At 41.9% G+C, this 14,302-nt stretch carries 15 protein-coding genes; all 15 read left to right on the plus strand.

Annotated elements, in window-relative coordinates; translation table 11 throughout:
- The 15 genes from BA81_RS09745 to BA81_RS09815 all read left to right on the plus strand — a co-directional run bounded on the left by BA81_RS09745 (window position 1) and on the right by BA81_RS09815 (window position 14,246).
- Window positions 1-2,028, plus strand: coding sequence for a chemotaxis protein CheA (locus BA81_RS09745; RefSeq protein WP_034281799.1), 2,028 nt, complete (start codon window positions 1-3; stop codon window positions 2,026-2,028).
- Window positions 2,029-2,052: 24 nt separating this feature from the next.
- Window positions 2,053-2,514, plus strand: coding sequence for a chemotaxis protein CheW (locus BA81_RS09750; protein WP_024424157.1), 462 nt, complete (start codon window positions 2,053-2,055; stop codon window positions 2,512-2,514).
- Window positions 2,515-2,526: 12 nt separating this feature from the next.
- Window positions 2,527-3,153, plus strand: coding sequence for a chemotaxis protein CheC (locus tag BA81_RS09755; RefSeq protein ID WP_024424156.1), 627 nt, complete (start codon window positions 2,527-2,529; stop codon window positions 3,151-3,153).
- Window positions 3,153-3,653, plus strand: a complete 501-nt coding sequence (locus BA81_RS09760) for a chemotaxis protein CheD (RefSeq protein ID WP_024426989.1) — start codon at window positions 3,153-3,155, stop codon at window positions 3,651-3,653. The genes BA81_RS09755 and BA81_RS09760 overlap by 1 nt, the downstream gene beginning before the upstream one ends.
- A 24-nt stretch (window positions 3,654-3,677) precedes the next feature.
- Entirely contained in the window at window positions 3,678-4,445 is a 768-nt protein-coding gene (locus tag BA81_RS09765) for a FliA/WhiG family RNA polymerase sigma factor (protein ID WP_024424154.1), read from the plus strand.
- A 21-nt stretch (window positions 4,446-4,466) separates the two neighbouring features.
- The gene (locus BA81_RS09770; RefSeq protein WP_024426990.1) at window positions 4,467-5,006 is read left to right on the plus strand and encodes a hypothetical protein; all 540 of its coding nucleotides are present in this window, start codon (window positions 4,467-4,469) and stop codon (window positions 5,004-5,006) included.
- A 155-nt stretch (window positions 5,007-5,161) separates the two neighbouring features.
- Window positions 5,162-5,896 (plus strand): 30S ribosomal protein S2, encoded by a 735-nt coding sequence (rpsB, locus tag BA81_RS09775; RefSeq protein WP_024426991.1) that lies wholly within the window; start codon window positions 5,162-5,164, stop codon window positions 5,894-5,896.
- Between the two features lie 91 nt (window positions 5,897-5,987).
- Entirely contained in the window at window positions 5,988-6,869 is an 882-nt protein-coding gene (gene tsf, locus BA81_RS09780; protein ID WP_034281801.1) for a translation elongation factor Ts, read from the plus strand.
- A gap of 134 nt (window positions 6,870-7,003) precedes the next feature.
- A complete protein-coding gene (gene pyrH / locus BA81_RS09785) occupies window positions 7,004-7,726 on the plus strand; it encodes a UMP kinase (RefSeq protein ID WP_008344767.1) in 723 nt (240 codons plus the stop codon).
- A gap of 1 nt (window position 7,727) precedes the next feature.
- Complete coding sequence (gene frr, locus BA81_RS09790; RefSeq protein ID WP_024424150.1) at window positions 7,728-8,285, plus strand: ribosome recycling factor; 558 nt, start codon at window positions 7,728-7,730, stop codon at window positions 8,283-8,285.
- A gap of 130 nt (window positions 8,286-8,415) precedes the next feature.
- Window positions 8,416-9,198, plus strand: a complete 783-nt coding sequence (uppS, locus tag BA81_RS09795) for an undecaprenyl pyrophosphate synthase (protein WP_034281803.1) — start codon at window positions 8,416-8,418, stop codon at window positions 9,196-9,198.
- Between the two features lie 12 nt (window positions 9,199-9,210).
- The gene (locus BA81_RS09800; RefSeq protein ID WP_034281805.1) at window positions 9,211-10,005 is read left to right on the plus strand and encodes a phosphatidate cytidylyltransferase; all 795 of its coding nucleotides are present in this window, start codon (window positions 9,211-9,213) and stop codon (window positions 10,003-10,005) included.
- 39 nt (window positions 10,006-10,044) lie between these two features.
- Window positions 10,045-11,196: a 1-deoxy-D-xylulose-5-phosphate reductoisomerase gene (gene dxr, locus BA81_RS09805; RefSeq protein WP_034281807.1), complete on the plus strand. Its 1,152-nt coding sequence runs from the start codon at window positions 10,045-10,047 to the stop codon at window positions 11,194-11,196.
- Between the two features lie 6 nt (window positions 11,197-11,202).
- On the plus strand, window positions 11,203-12,468 hold the full coding sequence (gene rseP / locus BA81_RS09810; RefSeq protein WP_101677204.1) for an RIP metalloprotease RseP: 1,266 nt from the start codon (window positions 11,203-11,205) through the stop codon (window positions 12,466-12,468).
- A gap of 80 nt (window positions 12,469-12,548) precedes the next feature.
- Window positions 12,549-14,246: a proline--tRNA ligase gene (locus tag BA81_RS09815; protein WP_034281811.1), complete on the plus strand. Its 1,698-nt coding sequence runs from the start codon at window positions 12,549-12,551 to the stop codon at window positions 14,244-14,246.
- Window positions 14,247-14,302 lie beyond the last annotated feature (56 nt).

Raw genomic sequence — 14,302 nt, forward strand, 5'->3', positions numbered from 1 at the left:
TTGGATGTAAACCAATACTTAGATATCTTTTTAGATGAAAGCAGAGAACACTTACAAACTTGTAATGAAAAACTTCTTGATTTAGAAAAGAACCCAACCGACTTGCAGCTAGTGAATGATATATTCAGAGCGGCTCATACATTGAAAGGAATGAGTGCAACGATGGGCTTTGATGATATGGCTCATTTAACGCATCATTTAGAAAACATGTTTGATGCTATCCGTAATGAACAAATGATTGTCACTCCTGAGTCAATGGATACGATGTTCGAAGCACTCGATCATCTTGAAGCAATGGTTCAATCGATTGCAGAAGGAGGAGACGGGAAACGTGATGTCACAGAGATTAGTAAAAAGCTAGATGTGACAGGAAGCCATGCTGAGGCAGCTTCTAGCGTTGAAACAGCAGATGCATCAGCTGCTGCTAATGACTTAGATTATAACGAATTTGAACGTACGGTTCTTGATGAAGCGAGAGAGCAAGGCTTCAAATGCTATGAACTTAACGTGACATTAAGCGAAGCGTGCTTACTAAAAGCTGTTCGTGTCTATATGATTTTTGAAAGACTAAATGAAGCAGGCGAGGTTGTCAAAACCGTTCCAAATGCAGAACTGTTAGAATCAGAAGATTTTGAATCTGAATTCAGCATTTCTTATCTTTCTAAACAGCCGATGGACGAAGTGCAGAAAATCGTCACGGCGATCTCAGAGGTTGAGAAGGTTGAGATCTCTGAAGTCTCCGCATTTGAAGAAGCAGCTCCGGCTGAAAAGCAAGAGGTGCAGCCTGAACAGAAAAAAGAAGAAACATCCGTTCCTGCTGTAAAAGCGCCAGCAAATGATGCGCCAAAAGCAAATGGCAATAACGGTGCAGCTGCCGGCGGAACGAAAACAATTCGTGTCAACATCGACCGTCTTGATTCTCTTATGAATCTATTTGAAGAACTTGTGATTGATAGAGGCCGATTGGAACAGATTGCTAAAGAACTAGAAAATAACGAACTCACAGACACAGTCGAAAGAATGACTCGTATTTCTGGAGACCTGCAATCAATCATCCTGAACATGAGAATGGTACCTGTGGAAACTGTCTTTAACAGATTCCCGCGTATGATTCGTCAATTGACGAAAGAGCTTAATAAGAAAATTGAACTGATTATTGAGGGTGCTGAGACGGAGCTTGATCGAACAGTGATCGACGAGATTGGAGATCCGCTGTTGCACTTACTTAGAAACAGTCTAGATCACGGGATTGAATCACCAGAAGAACGTGTGAAAAAAGGCAAGCCGGAAAAAGGTACGGTTCTATTAAAAGCGTATCATAGCGGAAACCATGTCTTTATTGAAGTAGAAGATGATGGAGGCGGGATTAACCGTAAAAAGGTGCTTGAAAAAGCGTTAGAGCGCGGGGTTATTACAGAAAGAGAAGCAGAAACGCTTGAAGATCATCAAATTGATTCATTGATCTTTGCAGCAGGATTCTCTACAGCTGATACGATTTCTGACATCTCAGGCCGCGGTGTAGGTCTTGACGTTGTGAAAAACAAGCTGGAATCACTTGGCGGATCTGTGAGCATTAACTCAACAGAAGGACAGGGTTCACTATTTTCGATCCAGCTTCCGCTTACATTATCGATTATTTCCGTTCTTCTTGTAAAACTAGAAGAGGAAACATTTGCGATTCCGATTTCTTCTATTATTGAAACGGCGGTCATTAAGAAAAGTGACATCCTGCAAACGCATGATCGTGAAGTGATTGATTTCCGCGGATTTATCGTACCGGTCGTGTACTTGAAGAAACAATTCCACGTACCAAATACGAATGAATTAGAGGAAGAACTGCACATCATTGTTGTTCGTAAAGGAGACAAGCTGACAGCATTTGTGGTCGATTCGTTTATTGGTCAGCAAGAGGTTGTATTGAAATCACTAGGAGATTATCTGCCTAACGTATTTGCGATATCCGGCGCAACGATCCTAGGTGACGGTCAAGTTGCACTCATCGTTGACTGTAATGCACTGATCAAGTAAAAAACAATAGAGGAGCGGTCTGAAATGAGTACAGATATCAAAACTGGCGAAAAGATGATTGTGTTTATCGTAAACAAAAAAGAATACGCCATTTCAGTATCAGAAGTAAAGTCCATTGAAAAATGGCAGCAGCCGACAAGAGTTCCTGGCGTTGCCCCTTATATATGCGGTGTTATTAATTTACGCGGTGTCGTGACGCCTGTCATTGACCTGAGAGTTAGACTTGGTTCTACTGACAACGAGATTACAGATGAAACAAGAATGATCATTGTACAAGTTGGTGACATTGAAGTCGGCTGGATTGTTGACGAAGCAAATGATGTCATAACCGTCCATCAGGAAGAAGTAGAATCTTCTCCTGAATCAGCTGAAAAAGAAGGACAGTCATGGGTGACAGGTATCATTAAGCATGATCAGCGTCTTTTCAATATCATTCATGCCGGTGCTGTCCTCGACAAGAGCGTTCAAGGTGCACCTGTTCATTAAGGGGGATGTGAAATGAGCATTTTCAACGAAATTAAAGATGAACAGCTAGATATTTTAGGAGAGGTTGGGAATATCGGGGCAGGCCACGCAGCGTCTGCTCTTGCCAACCTATTGGATCGCAAAATAGATATGGCTGTTCCTTTTGTCAAGGTTCTCTCGTTTGAAGATTTAATGGATTTCTTTGGAGGTGCAGACCTTCCTGTTGCAAGCATTTTCCTGCGAATGGAAGGGGATTTAACCGGCTCAATCTTTTTCATTATGCCGTTTGAGCAAGCAGAGCAATTTGTAAGAGAGCTTGTCCAGGATCCGGCATTTGATATTGATACGATTCATGAACATGAGATGGGGACGTCAGCACTTCATGAACTTGGAAATATTTTAGCGGGCTCTTATTTATCAGCCCTTGCCGATTTAACCAAATTGCAGCTTTACCCAAGTGTTCCAGATGTCACGCTCGATATGTTCGGGGCTGTCATTAGTGAAGGGTTGATGCAATTCAGTCCTCTTGGCGATCAGGCGATTGTGATTGATACATCTATTTTTGATGATCAAAATAAGCAAGAGCTGAAAGGAAATATGTTTCTATTACCAGACTTTGAATCGTTTGAAAAACTATTCAAAGCATTAGGTAACCTATAATGAACGTGCAAATTCCGGCAGTTGTAAAGGTTGGTATTGCGGATGTTCAGCTTGTTAAATCACCGGACCGCATTCGGACATCCGGTCTTGGTTCCTGCGTAGGGCTTGTCTTGTTTGATCAAGACAAAAGGCTGGCAGGCCTTGTCCATGTTATGCTTCCAGATTCCTCTCTTTCAAAAGGGGCGGTGGAGAACTTGGCTAAATATGCAGATACAGGTGTCAAGCATACAATTGATCTGCTCTTAAAAGCAGGCGCGCGCAAACATGCGCTAAAGGCAAAACTTGCTGGCGGGGCGGAAATGTTTAAGTTTAAGTCAACCAATGATCTAATGAGAATTGGACCTAGAAACGTTTCAGCTGTAAAAGAACATCTGTCTCTTCATCATATCCCGATTATTAGTGAGGATACAGGCGGAAACAGTGGCCGTACAATTGAATTCGATCCGCTTACGGCAGAGCTTGAGATCCGTACTGTGAAGCAAGGCATTATGAAGATATAACTAAGGAAGTATAGGGGGATAAAGATGCAATCCTTAAATTACGAAGATCAGGCGCTATGGGCTAGATGGAAAGAGTGGAAAGACCCAGCTGCTGGAGATGATCTTATGCGCCGCTATATGCCGCTCGTCACATATCATGTTGGAAGAATTTCCATCGGTCTCCCGAAGTCAGTGCATAAAGAAGACTTGATCAGTCTAGGGATGCTCGGTTTATATGATGCCCTTGAAAAATTTGATCCCGGAAGAGATCTGAAGTTTGATACATATGCATCCTTCAGAATCCGCGGGGCCATTATCGACGGTCTTCGTAAAGAGGACTGGCTGCCTCGTACATCAAGAGAAAAAACAAAAAAAGTAGAAGCGGCTATTGAAAAGCTTGAACAGCGGTATTTGCGTAATGTGACGCCGACAGAGGTGGCTGAGGAACTCGGCATGAGTGAACAGGATGTCGTCACAACGATGAATGAAGGATTCTTTGCAAATCTGCTCTCAATTGATGAGAAGCTGCATGATCAAGAAGACGGAGAGAACGTCCAAGTCATGATTCGCGACGAGAAGTCTGTGACTCCAGAAGAGAAAATGCTGAAAGATGAATTAATTGAACAGCTTTCTGAAAAAATCACAGAGCTTTCAGAAAAAGAAAAGCTTGTGATCAGTCTTTTCTATAAAGAAGAACTGACATTAACGGAAATCGGTCAAGTGCTCAATTTATCTACCTCGCGCATTTCGCAAATTCATTCAAAGGCCTTGTTCAAGCTTAAGCATCTGCTTGATAAAGCCATTCAATCTTAAAGAGTTAGTGAGTGAAAAAATATGTTATGGCTGATTAGCTTCATGCTTCATGCTGCACTTATTTATTTTGTGATTATTTTATATACGAGAATGAATTCGCTGAAGGCAACAGAACAAAAGCAGCGAGAACTTCTAGAAGAAACGGAAAATACCCTGGCTGCATTTTTGATGGAGGTCAAAGAAGAGAATGACAAACTATCAAAAGTGGCAGCCGCTTCCCCTGATTTTTCTGCTGAAGAGCTGAAATCGGATCTTCAGACACCAAAGCAGCCACAACCACCAATTGAATCCCAGCAATCGGTCGAAAGTGAAGATCCCGTACCGGAGCACCTGTCGGCTCTCCTTAGCGAAGTTGAGGTGCAGGAAGAGAAGGTAAACGAACCCGTTCCACAACTCGAAACAGAGGCTTCTATGCCTTCTAAAAGTGAAATAGAAGAAACATTCGAGGACCAAGTGAAGACCCTATATGATGAAGGGCGGTCACTAGAAGAAATAGCGAAAGAAATGAAAACTGGCAAGACAGAAATCGAGCTTTTATTAAAATTTAGCGGAAAGCTGTAAAGGATTCTTGATTGTCAGTCCATCATGTGTTATATTATTTCTTGGTGTTAAATACACACGCTTAATGATTCGTATGAAGGTGCTGCCGTGGCGCAGTTTTATGTGAACATGACTTAAGCGGAGGAAAAAAAACCATTATATTAGGAGGCAACAAAATGTCAGTTATTTCTATGAAACAATTGCTAGAAGCTGGTGTTCACTTCGGTCACCAAACTCGCCGTTGGAACCCAAAAATGAAGCGTTACATCTTTACAGAGCGTAACGGTATCTACATCATCGACCTTCAAAAAACGGTGAAAAAAGTAGAAGAAGCTTACAACTTCACGAAAAACCTTGCTGCTGACGGAGGAAAAATCCTTTTCGTTGGTACGAAAAAGCAAGCACAAGATTCAGTGAAAGAAGAAGCAATCCGTTCTGGTATGTTCTATGTGAACCAACGCTGGCTTGGTGGAACTTTAACAAACTTTGAAACAATCCAAAAACGTATTAAACGTTTAAAAGATATTGAAAAAATGCAAGAAAACGGTACGTTCGAAGTTCTTCCTAAGAAAGAAGTCGTTCAACTGAAAAAAGAATTAGAGCGTCTTGAAAAATTCCTAGGCGGAATCAAAGACATGAAGAGTCTTCCGGATGCACTTTTCATTATCGACCCTCGTAAAGAGCGTATTGCAGTTGCAGAAGCTCGTAAATTGAATATCCCAATCATCGGTATCGTTGACACAAACTGTGATCCAGACGAAATTGATGTTGTGATCCCTGCAAACGATGATGCAATCCGTGCTGTAAAACTTCTAACTGCTAAAATGGCAGATGCGATTCTTGAGTCTAAACAAGGCGAAGAAGAAGCTGTTGTAGAAGAAACGACAGAAACTGAAACAACAACTGCGTAACCTATTCAAAAGGTGATAAGAGGGAAATGCCTTTTATCACCTTTTTTTCACCTAGTAATCCGTGTTTTAACATAGAAGGAGGAAATGTAAAATGGCAATTACTGCTCAATTAGTTAAAGAACTGCGTCAAAAAACTGGTGCAGGTATGATGGACTGTAAAAAAGCGTTAACAGAAACTGATGGTGACATCGAGAAAGCAATCGACCTTCTAAGAGAAAAAGGAATCGCAAAAGCTGCGAAAAAAGCAGACCGTATTGCGGCAGAAGGATTAACTCTTATCAAAACTGACGGCAACACAGGCGTGATCCTAGAAGTGAACTCTGAGACTGATTTCGTTGCGAAAAACGAAGGATTCCAAGCACTTCTTAACGAACTTGCTGATCATTTGCTTGCTGCTAAACCTGCAACAATTGAAGAAGCTCATGCTTCTAAAATGGAAAACGGTTCTACAGTTGAAGAGCATATCACATCTGCAATTGCGAAAATCGGAGAGAAAATCACTCTACGCCGTTTCTCTGTTATCACAAAAGAAGATAATGCTGCATTCGGTTCTTACCTGCACATGGGCGGACGTATCGGTGTGTTAGCTGTTCTTAATGGAACAACTGACGAAGAGCTTGCAAGAGACATCGCAATGCACGTTGCAGCTGTAAACCCTAAATACATTTCTCGTGACCAAGTGTCAGAAGAAGAAGCAAACCGTGAGCGTGAAGTATTAACACAGCAAGCTCTTCAAGAAGGAAAGCCTGAAAACATCGTAGCTAAAATGGTAGAAGGCCGTCTAAACAAATTCTTCGAAGAAATTTGCTTACTTGACCAAGCGTTCGTTAAAAACCCAGATGAAAAAGTGAAACAAGTTGTAGCTGCGAAAAACGCAACTGTTCAAACTTATGTTCGCTATGAAGTGGGCGAAGGTATCGAAAAACGTCAAGACAACTTTGCTGAAGAAGTTATGAGCCAAGTGAAAAAATAATGTTTGAAAAGCTCTCTGGGGCTTTTTTAGGGAGCACAAGCACTGTGTTCCCTATTTTTTAGAGGATATTGATTTACAAAAGACAGTTTCTTACGCATAATAAGAGACGGTATAGTTTACACTTGGAGGTTATCATGAGCAAACCGAAATATAATCGCATTGTACTGAAGCTAAGTGGCGAAGCACTAGCGGGTGATGCTGGAAATGGAATTAACCCAACTGTCATTCAATCAATTGCAAAGCAAGTAAAAGAAATTGCAGAGCTCGATGTTGAAGTTGCAGTCGTTGTAGGCGGAGGAAACCTTTGGCGCGGAAAGACAGGCAGTGATCTAGGAATGGACCGTGCAACAGCAGACTACATGGGGATGCTGGCAACAGTGATGAACTCACTGGCGTTACAGGACAGCCTAGAAACGCTTGGCATTCAGTCTAGAGTGCAAACCTCTATCGAAATGAGACAGGTTGCAGAACCATACATAAGAAGAAAAGCGATCCGTCATCTTGAAAAGAAACGTGTCGTCATTTTTGCTGCAGGAACAGGAAACCCTTATTTCTCTACAGATACTACGGCAGCACTTCGTGCAGCAGAAATTGAAGCAGATGTCATTTTAATGGCGAAAAATAATGTAGATGGTGTCTACAGTGCTGATCCTCGTACAGATGCGGATGCAGTAAAATATGATAAGCTTTCATATCTTGATGTACTTAAAGAAGGGCTTGCTGTAATGGATTCTACTGCGTCCTCATTATGTATGGACAATGACATTCCATTAATCGTCTTCTCCATTATGGAAGAAGGAAATATTAAACGTGCCGTAAACGGCGAATCAATCGGAACGATCGTGAGGGGGAAATAACGTGTCAAAAGAAGTGTTGAACCAAACGAAAGAAAAAATGGAAAAAGCCGTACAAGCCTACGGACGTGAGCTTGCAACTGTTCGTGCTGGCCGTGCAAATGCTTCACTGCTTGATAAAGTGACAGTGGATTATTACGGTGCACAAACACCGCTTAACCAAATTGCGTCGATCACAGTGCCAGAAGCACGTATGCTGATTATCACACCTTACGATAAAACAGCAATCGGTGATATCGAAAAAGCGATCCAAAAGTCTGATCTTGGCATCACGCCAACAAGTGACGGAAATGTGATCCGCATTGCGATTCCTGCGCTGACAGAAGAAAGACGTAAAGAGCTTGTGAAAGTCGTGAAAAAATACTCAGAAGAAGCAAAAGTAGCTGTTCGTAACGTGCGTCGTGATGCAAACGATGATTTGAAAAAGCTTGAGAAAAATGGGGAGATCACTGAAGATGAATTAAGATCATCGACAGAGGATGTTCAAAAATTGACAGATGAATATGTCGCTAAAATTGATGACGTGACGAAAGATAAAGAAAAAGAAATCATGGAAGTTTAAGAAAAAACTATGTACAATAGATAATAGTGAAAAGACCCTCTTCATGTTTACAGGGGGTTTTTTTGTTAATACTGTTGATGACTATATTATTTAGCGGGAACGCAACCTTTTTGGGTGATGGAGGAATCTCATGCTCAATATACTCAAAAATTGGAAGAATCAGCAAACAGCAGCTTCCAACTTAGAAAGCCTGACAAAAGAAGACATATTAAATGGAGAAATTCCTGAACATATTGCCATTATCATGGATGGGAACGGAAGATGGGCGAAAAAACGTGCTCTTCCACGGGTAGCAGGTCATCATGAAGGAATGAAAGTCGTCAAGCGCATGACAAAGCTTGCAAATGAGCTGAATGTCAAAGTGCTGACTTTGTATGCTTTCTCTACGGAAAATTGGAAACGTCCAAAATTAGAAGTAGACTTTTTAATGAAACTTCCTGAAGAATTTTTAAACATCTACCTGCCTGAACTCATCGAAGAAAATGTCCGTGTGCGTTTAACAGGTGATCCAGACGGCCTCCCGCAGCATACGAAAAAAGCGGTAGAGAACGCAGTAAAGAGTACGGCGAACAACGACGGACTCATTTTGAACTTTGCGCTCAACTATGGTGGGCGCACAGAAATCGTCTCCGCATGCAGACAAATTTCTGAAAAGGTCAAAGAAGGTAAGCTTCGAGCAGAAGACATCACAGAAGAGATGTTTTCAGCTTATTTAATGACAGAATCTCTTCAAGATCCGGATTTGCTCATTCGCACGAGTGGAGAAATTAGATTAAGCAACTTTATGCTTTGGCAAATTGCGTACAGCGAGTTTGTCTTTACGGATGTGCTTTGGCCTGACTTTTCTGATGAGCACCTTATAGGCGCTATCGGAGAGTACCAGCGCCGCGGCCGGAGGTTCGGTGGAATTTAGAGGGTGGTGCAGATGAAACAAAGAATTTTGACGGGTGTTTTGGCAGCTGCAGTCTTTTTGCTTGCAGTTATATATGGACAGATGCCATTTACCCTGCTGATTTATTTAATGGGAAGTGTCGCTCTCTTTGAGCTTTTAAGAATGAAAAAGATCTCGATTTTCAGCTTTCCTGGTATTGTCAGCTTAATATTGCTTTGGCTTTTAATGGGCGGAGACAACAGCTTCTTCCCAAACGTGGACGCATCAAAAATGCAGATTGCTTTATTTGCAGTCTTAATACTTTTAACTTATACAGTTTTGAGCAAAAACTCTTTCACATTCGATGAGGTTGCTTTTGTTGTATTAGCCACATTATATATTGGCGTTAGTTTCTATTATTTTATCCAAATTAGAGGCTTATATGGCATGAGTGCGATCTTCTTCGCAGCAGTGATTATTTGGTCTACTGACTCAGGAGCCTATTTTATTGGGAAATCTATGGGGAAACGAAAGCTTTGGCCAGAAATCAGCCCAAACAAAACAGTAGAAGGATTTATCGGCGGAATCGTCACAGCGGTCGTGTTGTCACTTGTGTTTCAGGTGGTTACAGGATTTTTGCCATCATATCTGCTTGTGATGTTTATTACTCTTTTACTCAGTATCTTTGGACAGCTAGGCGACCTTGTGGAATCTGCTTTAAAGCGTCATTATCACGTGAAGGATTCAGGGACAATTCTCCCTGGCCATGGCGGGATTTTGGACAGGTTTGACAGCTTTTTATTCGTTCTGCCGTTTTTATACTTACTGCTCGCAACGTTTGCCAGCTAACCTCATAGAAACTTATTGAACGAGAGAAGGAGTGGCAATTTGAAATATATTTCGCTATTAGGCGCAACAGGATCAATTGGAGAACAAACGTTAGATGTGATCAGTCAGCACCCGGACAAGTTTAAGCTGAAAGCCATGACATTTGGCAGAAATATAGCAAAGGCGATTCCGATCATTGAGCGCTTTCAGCCTGAATTCGTCGGCTGTGTAGACGAAGAAACCTATCACATGCTAAAAAATCATTCATTTGCATACGATGTGAAGCTGGCTGCTGGTGAAGAAGCCAACATCGAGGCAGCGACCTATGATGCAGTGGACGTAGTGGTCAATGCACTTGTAGGGAGTGTTGGACTTGTTCCAACATTAAAGGCCATTGAACAAAAAAAGACGATTGCTCTCGCAAATAAGGAAACACTTGTGACAGCTGGTCATATAGTAAAAGAGTACGCTAAAACATATGATGTACCTTTACTTCCTGTCGATAGTGAGCATTCCGCTATTTTTCAATGCCTGCAAGGTGAACAAGCTAAAAATATTGAACGCTTAATCGTGACAGCTTCAGGTGGTAGTTTCCGAGATAAAAAACGAACTGAACTTGAAGGTGTTACGGTTGAAGAAGCGCTGAACCACCCGAATTGGTCGATGGGAGCGAAAATCACCATTGATTCAGCGACGATGATGAATAAGGGTCTTGAGGTGATCGAGGCACATTGGTTGTTTGATATCCCTTATGAACAAATTGATGTGCTGCTACATAAAGAGAGCATTATCCATTCGATGGTGGAATTTCACGACAAAAGCGTCATGGCTCAGTTAGGGACACCTGACATGAGAGTGCCTATTCAATATGCACTCACATACCCTGACCGGGCGCCGTTACAAGAAGCGAAATCATTGAACCTTTGGGAGATTGGACAATTGAATTTCCAGAAAGCGGATTTTGACAGGTATCGCTGCTTACATTTTGCTTATGAATCAGGTAAAATAGGAGGGACAATGCCTGCTGTACTTAATGCAGCAAATGAAATGGCAGTCGATGCATTTCTGAAAGGCAAAGTAACGTTCCTGCAAATTGAAGAATTGATTGAAAAGGCACTAATCAGACATCATGTGATTTCAACGCCTAGTTTGCAAGATATCCATGAAGTGGACAAAGATACACGAGACTTTGTTCAATCAATCCTCACATAAGGTGGTATGTTCGTGAATACAGTGATTGCGTTTATTATTATTTTTGGAACGCTCGTTTTTTTCCACGAGCTTGGCCATTTAATTATGGCGCAGCGCGCGGGGATTTTATGCCGCGAGTTCGCAATTGGTTTTGGGCCGAAGATTTTCTCCTTTAAACGAAAAGAAACCGTTTATACCATTAGACTTCTCCCTATTGGCGGATTTGTTAAAATGGCTGGAGAGGACCCTGAAGTTATCGAAATTAAACCAGGTCATACAGTGGGGCTCTTATTCAATGAGCAAAATGAAGTAGAAAAGATCATTTTAAATGATAAAGAAAAATATCCTGATGCACTTGTCATCGAAGTTGAGCAGATTGATTTAGATCATGCTATGAGAATCTCGGGATATGAAGCTGGAAATGAAGATATTCTGACTGGCTACAATGTCAGTCAAACAAGCTTCTATATTGCAGATGGTGAAGAAATTCAAATCGCACCATACAATCGTCAATTCGGTTCAAAAACGGTTTGGCAGCGAATTAAAGCTATCGCAGCTGGACCGATTATGAACTTTATTCTAGCGTATGTGATTTTGGTTGCTTTAGGTTTTATTCAAGGGGTAACCGTTGATGATCCTGTACTCGGTAAGCTGACGAAAGACGGCCGGGCGGCTGAGGCTGGACTCATGCAGGGAGATCACATCGTGTCCATTAACGGCGAGAAAATGAATTCTTGGACAGACGTCGTTCAAACAGTTCAAAAGAACCCTGAGAAAAAAATGAATGTCGTCATTGACCGAGACGGCAAGGAAAGCACTGTGCAGGTTGTACCAGAAGCTGTGAAAGCAGATGGGAAAAGCATTGGCCGTTTCGGATCATATCCGCCAACGGAAAATGGATTTTTGAAAGTTATTTCATCCTCTGGAACAACTGTCGTTTCAACGGCAGGTCTGATCTTAACGAACTTGCAAAAAATTGTCACAGGACAATTTTCACTAGACATGTTAGCAGGTCCTGTTGGAATTTATGACATGACAGGAGAAGTAGCCAAACAAGGTGTGTTAACATTAATGCAGTTTGCGGCGTTCCTCAGTATCAACCTAGGCATCGTGAATTTGTTACCGATTCCTGCATTAGACGGAGGACGTTTACTATTCTTATTTGTTGAAGCCATTCGCGGTAAACCAATTAATCGTGAGAAGGAAGCACTTGTTGTCTTTATCGGTGTTGCTTTCCTCATGCTGTTAATGTTAGTGGTAACGTGGAATGACATTCAGCGGTTATTTTTATAAAAACCATTCTCTCTTGTTTCTCATTCCGGGAAACAAGAGTTTTTGTGAGAAGTCCTATTTCATAAATGAGGTGTAACGACATGAGACAATCCCTGACTTTTATTCCAACTCTTCGAGAGGTGCCGGCAGATGCTGAGGCAAAAAGTCATCAACTCTTAGTAAGAGCTGGGTTTATTAGACAAAATACAAGTGGAATCTATCATTATCTGCCGCTTGCGCATAAAGTCATTCAGCATATTCAATCGATCGTCCGCAAGGAAATGGAAAAGGCAGGCGCGGCTGAGCTGCTAATGCCAGTGCTGCAGCAGGCAGAAATGTGGCAAGAGTCAGGAAGATGGTATACATACGGTCCAGAACTGATGCGTATGAAGGATCGCCACGGACGCGAATTTGCGCTTGGCCCAACCCACGAAGAAGTGATCACATCATTAGTACGCAGCGAAGTGAAATCGTATAAGAAGCTACCTTTAACACTATATCAAATTCAATCAAAATTCCGTGATGAACAGAGACCACGCTTTGGACTGCTGCGCGGACGTGAATTTATCATGAAGGATGCATACTCATTCCATTCTTCACCAGAAAGCCTTGATGAGACATACAACAAAATGTTTACGGCTTACTCTAATGTGTTCTCAAAAGTGGGTCTCAATTTTAGACCAGTCATTGCAGATTCAGGGGCAATGGGTGGAAAAGATACGCATGAGTTCATGGCGCTCTCAGAAGTCGGAGAGGATACCATCGCTTATTCTGATACGTCCTCATATGCCGCGAATATCGAAATGGCTGAGGCTGTATATCACGGAAAAGAAGCAAATCCTGCGGACTTCAAAGAGCTTGAAAAAGTCCATACGCCGCAAATGAAAACCATTCAAGATGTGGCTGGCTTTTTAGAAGTTGACCCTTCTGCTTGCATTAAATCTGTTTTGTTTAAAGCAGATGATGCGTATGTTCTGATCCTAACTAGAGGCGATCATGAAGTAAATGATGTGAAAGTGAAAAACTTGGTAGGAGCACAGCTTGTCGAGCTTGCTTCACGCGAAGAAGTGCTGAAAGTTATTGGAACTGAGCCTGGATTTGTTGGACCTGTTAAACTGGAAGCAGAAGTCGATATTTATGCGGACCTTGCTGTGAAGGGAATGACAAATGCTGTCGCTGGTGCAAACGAAGCGGATTATCATTATGTCAATGTCAATCCTGCACGTGACGTGTCAGTAAAAGAATTCACAGATCTTCGCTTGATTCAAGAAGGAGATGTTTCTCCAGATGGGGAAGGCACAATCCAATTTGCAAAAGGGATTGAAGTAGGACAAGTCTTTAAACTGGGCACTCGTTATTCTGAGTCGATGGATGCAACGTACCTCGATGAGAATGGTCGTGCGCAGCCAATGATTATGGGCTGCTATGGCATCGGCATCTCTAGAACGCTGTCAGCGATTGTTGAACAGCATCACGATGAGAAAGGAATCATTTGGCCGGAAACAGTGGCACCATATGACCTACACCTCCTTGCATTAAATATGAAAAACGATGCGCAGAAAGAACTGGCTGAAACGTTGTACGAGCGCTTAGAAGATGAAGGCTTTGACGTACTTTTCGATGACCGCCAGGAGCGTGCAGGAGTAAAATTTGCAGACAGTGATTTAATTGGACTGCCAATTCGTATTAGCTGCGGAAAACGTTCAGAAGAAGGTATAGTAGAAGTGAAGTTTAGAAAATCAGGTGAATCACATGAAGTATCTGTTGATGATCTGATTTCATTTATACGCCAAGCATAAAGCGAACAAAAAAATGAAGGTACCTCCTGTAGAAAAGAGGTACCTTTCTGATTGAC

Origin of the sequence: Bacillus safensis FO-36b, assembly GCF_000691165.1 — a bacterium.
GTDB lineage: Bacteria > Bacillota > Bacilli > Bacillales > Bacillaceae > Bacillus > Bacillus safensis.

Excerpts from the sequence above, each read along its gene's own strand:
- BA81_RS09750 (WP_024424157.1), top strand. The coding sequence starts at position 2,053 with ATGAGTACAGATATCAAAACTGGCGAAAAGATGATTGTGTTTATCGTA.
- BA81_RS09770 (WP_024426990.1), top strand. The coding sequence starts at position 4,467 with ATGTTATGGCTGATTAGCTTCATGCTTCATGCTGCACTTATTTATTTT.
- rpsB (WP_024426991.1), top strand. The coding sequence starts at position 5,162 with ATGTCAGTTATTTCTATGAAACAATTGCTAGAAGCTGGTGTTCACTTC.
- pyrH (WP_008344767.1), top strand. The coding sequence starts at position 7,004 with ATGAGCAAACCGAAATATAATCGCATTGTACTGAAGCTAAGTGGCGAA.
- tsf (WP_034281801.1), top strand. The coding sequence starts at position 5,988 with ATGGCAATTACTGCTCAATTAGTTAAAGAACTGCGTCAAAAAACTGGT.
- uppS (WP_034281803.1), top strand. The coding sequence starts at position 8,416 with ATGCTCAATATACTCAAAAATTGGAAGAATCAGCAAACAGCAGCTTCC.
- BA81_RS09755 (WP_024424156.1), top strand. The coding sequence starts at position 2,527 with ATGAGCATTTTCAACGAAATTAAAGATGAACAGCTAGATATTTTAGGA.
- BA81_RS09800 (WP_034281805.1), top strand. The coding sequence starts at position 9,211 with ATGAAACAAAGAATTTTGACGGGTGTTTTGGCAGCTGCAGTCTTTTTG.
- BA81_RS09815 (WP_034281811.1), top strand. The coding sequence starts at position 12,549 with ATGAGACAATCCCTGACTTTTATTCCAACTCTTCGAGAGGTGCCGGCA.
- rseP (WP_101677204.1), top strand. The coding sequence starts at position 11,203 with ATGTTCGTGAATACAGTGATTGCGTTTATTATTATTTTTGGAACGCTC.
- BA81_RS09760 (WP_024426989.1), top strand. The coding sequence starts at position 3,153 with ATGAACGTGCAAATTCCGGCAGTTGTAAAGGTTGGTATTGCGGATGTT.
- BA81_RS09765 (WP_024424154.1), top strand. The coding sequence starts at position 3,678 with ATGCAATCCTTAAATTACGAAGATCAGGCGCTATGGGCTAGATGGAAA.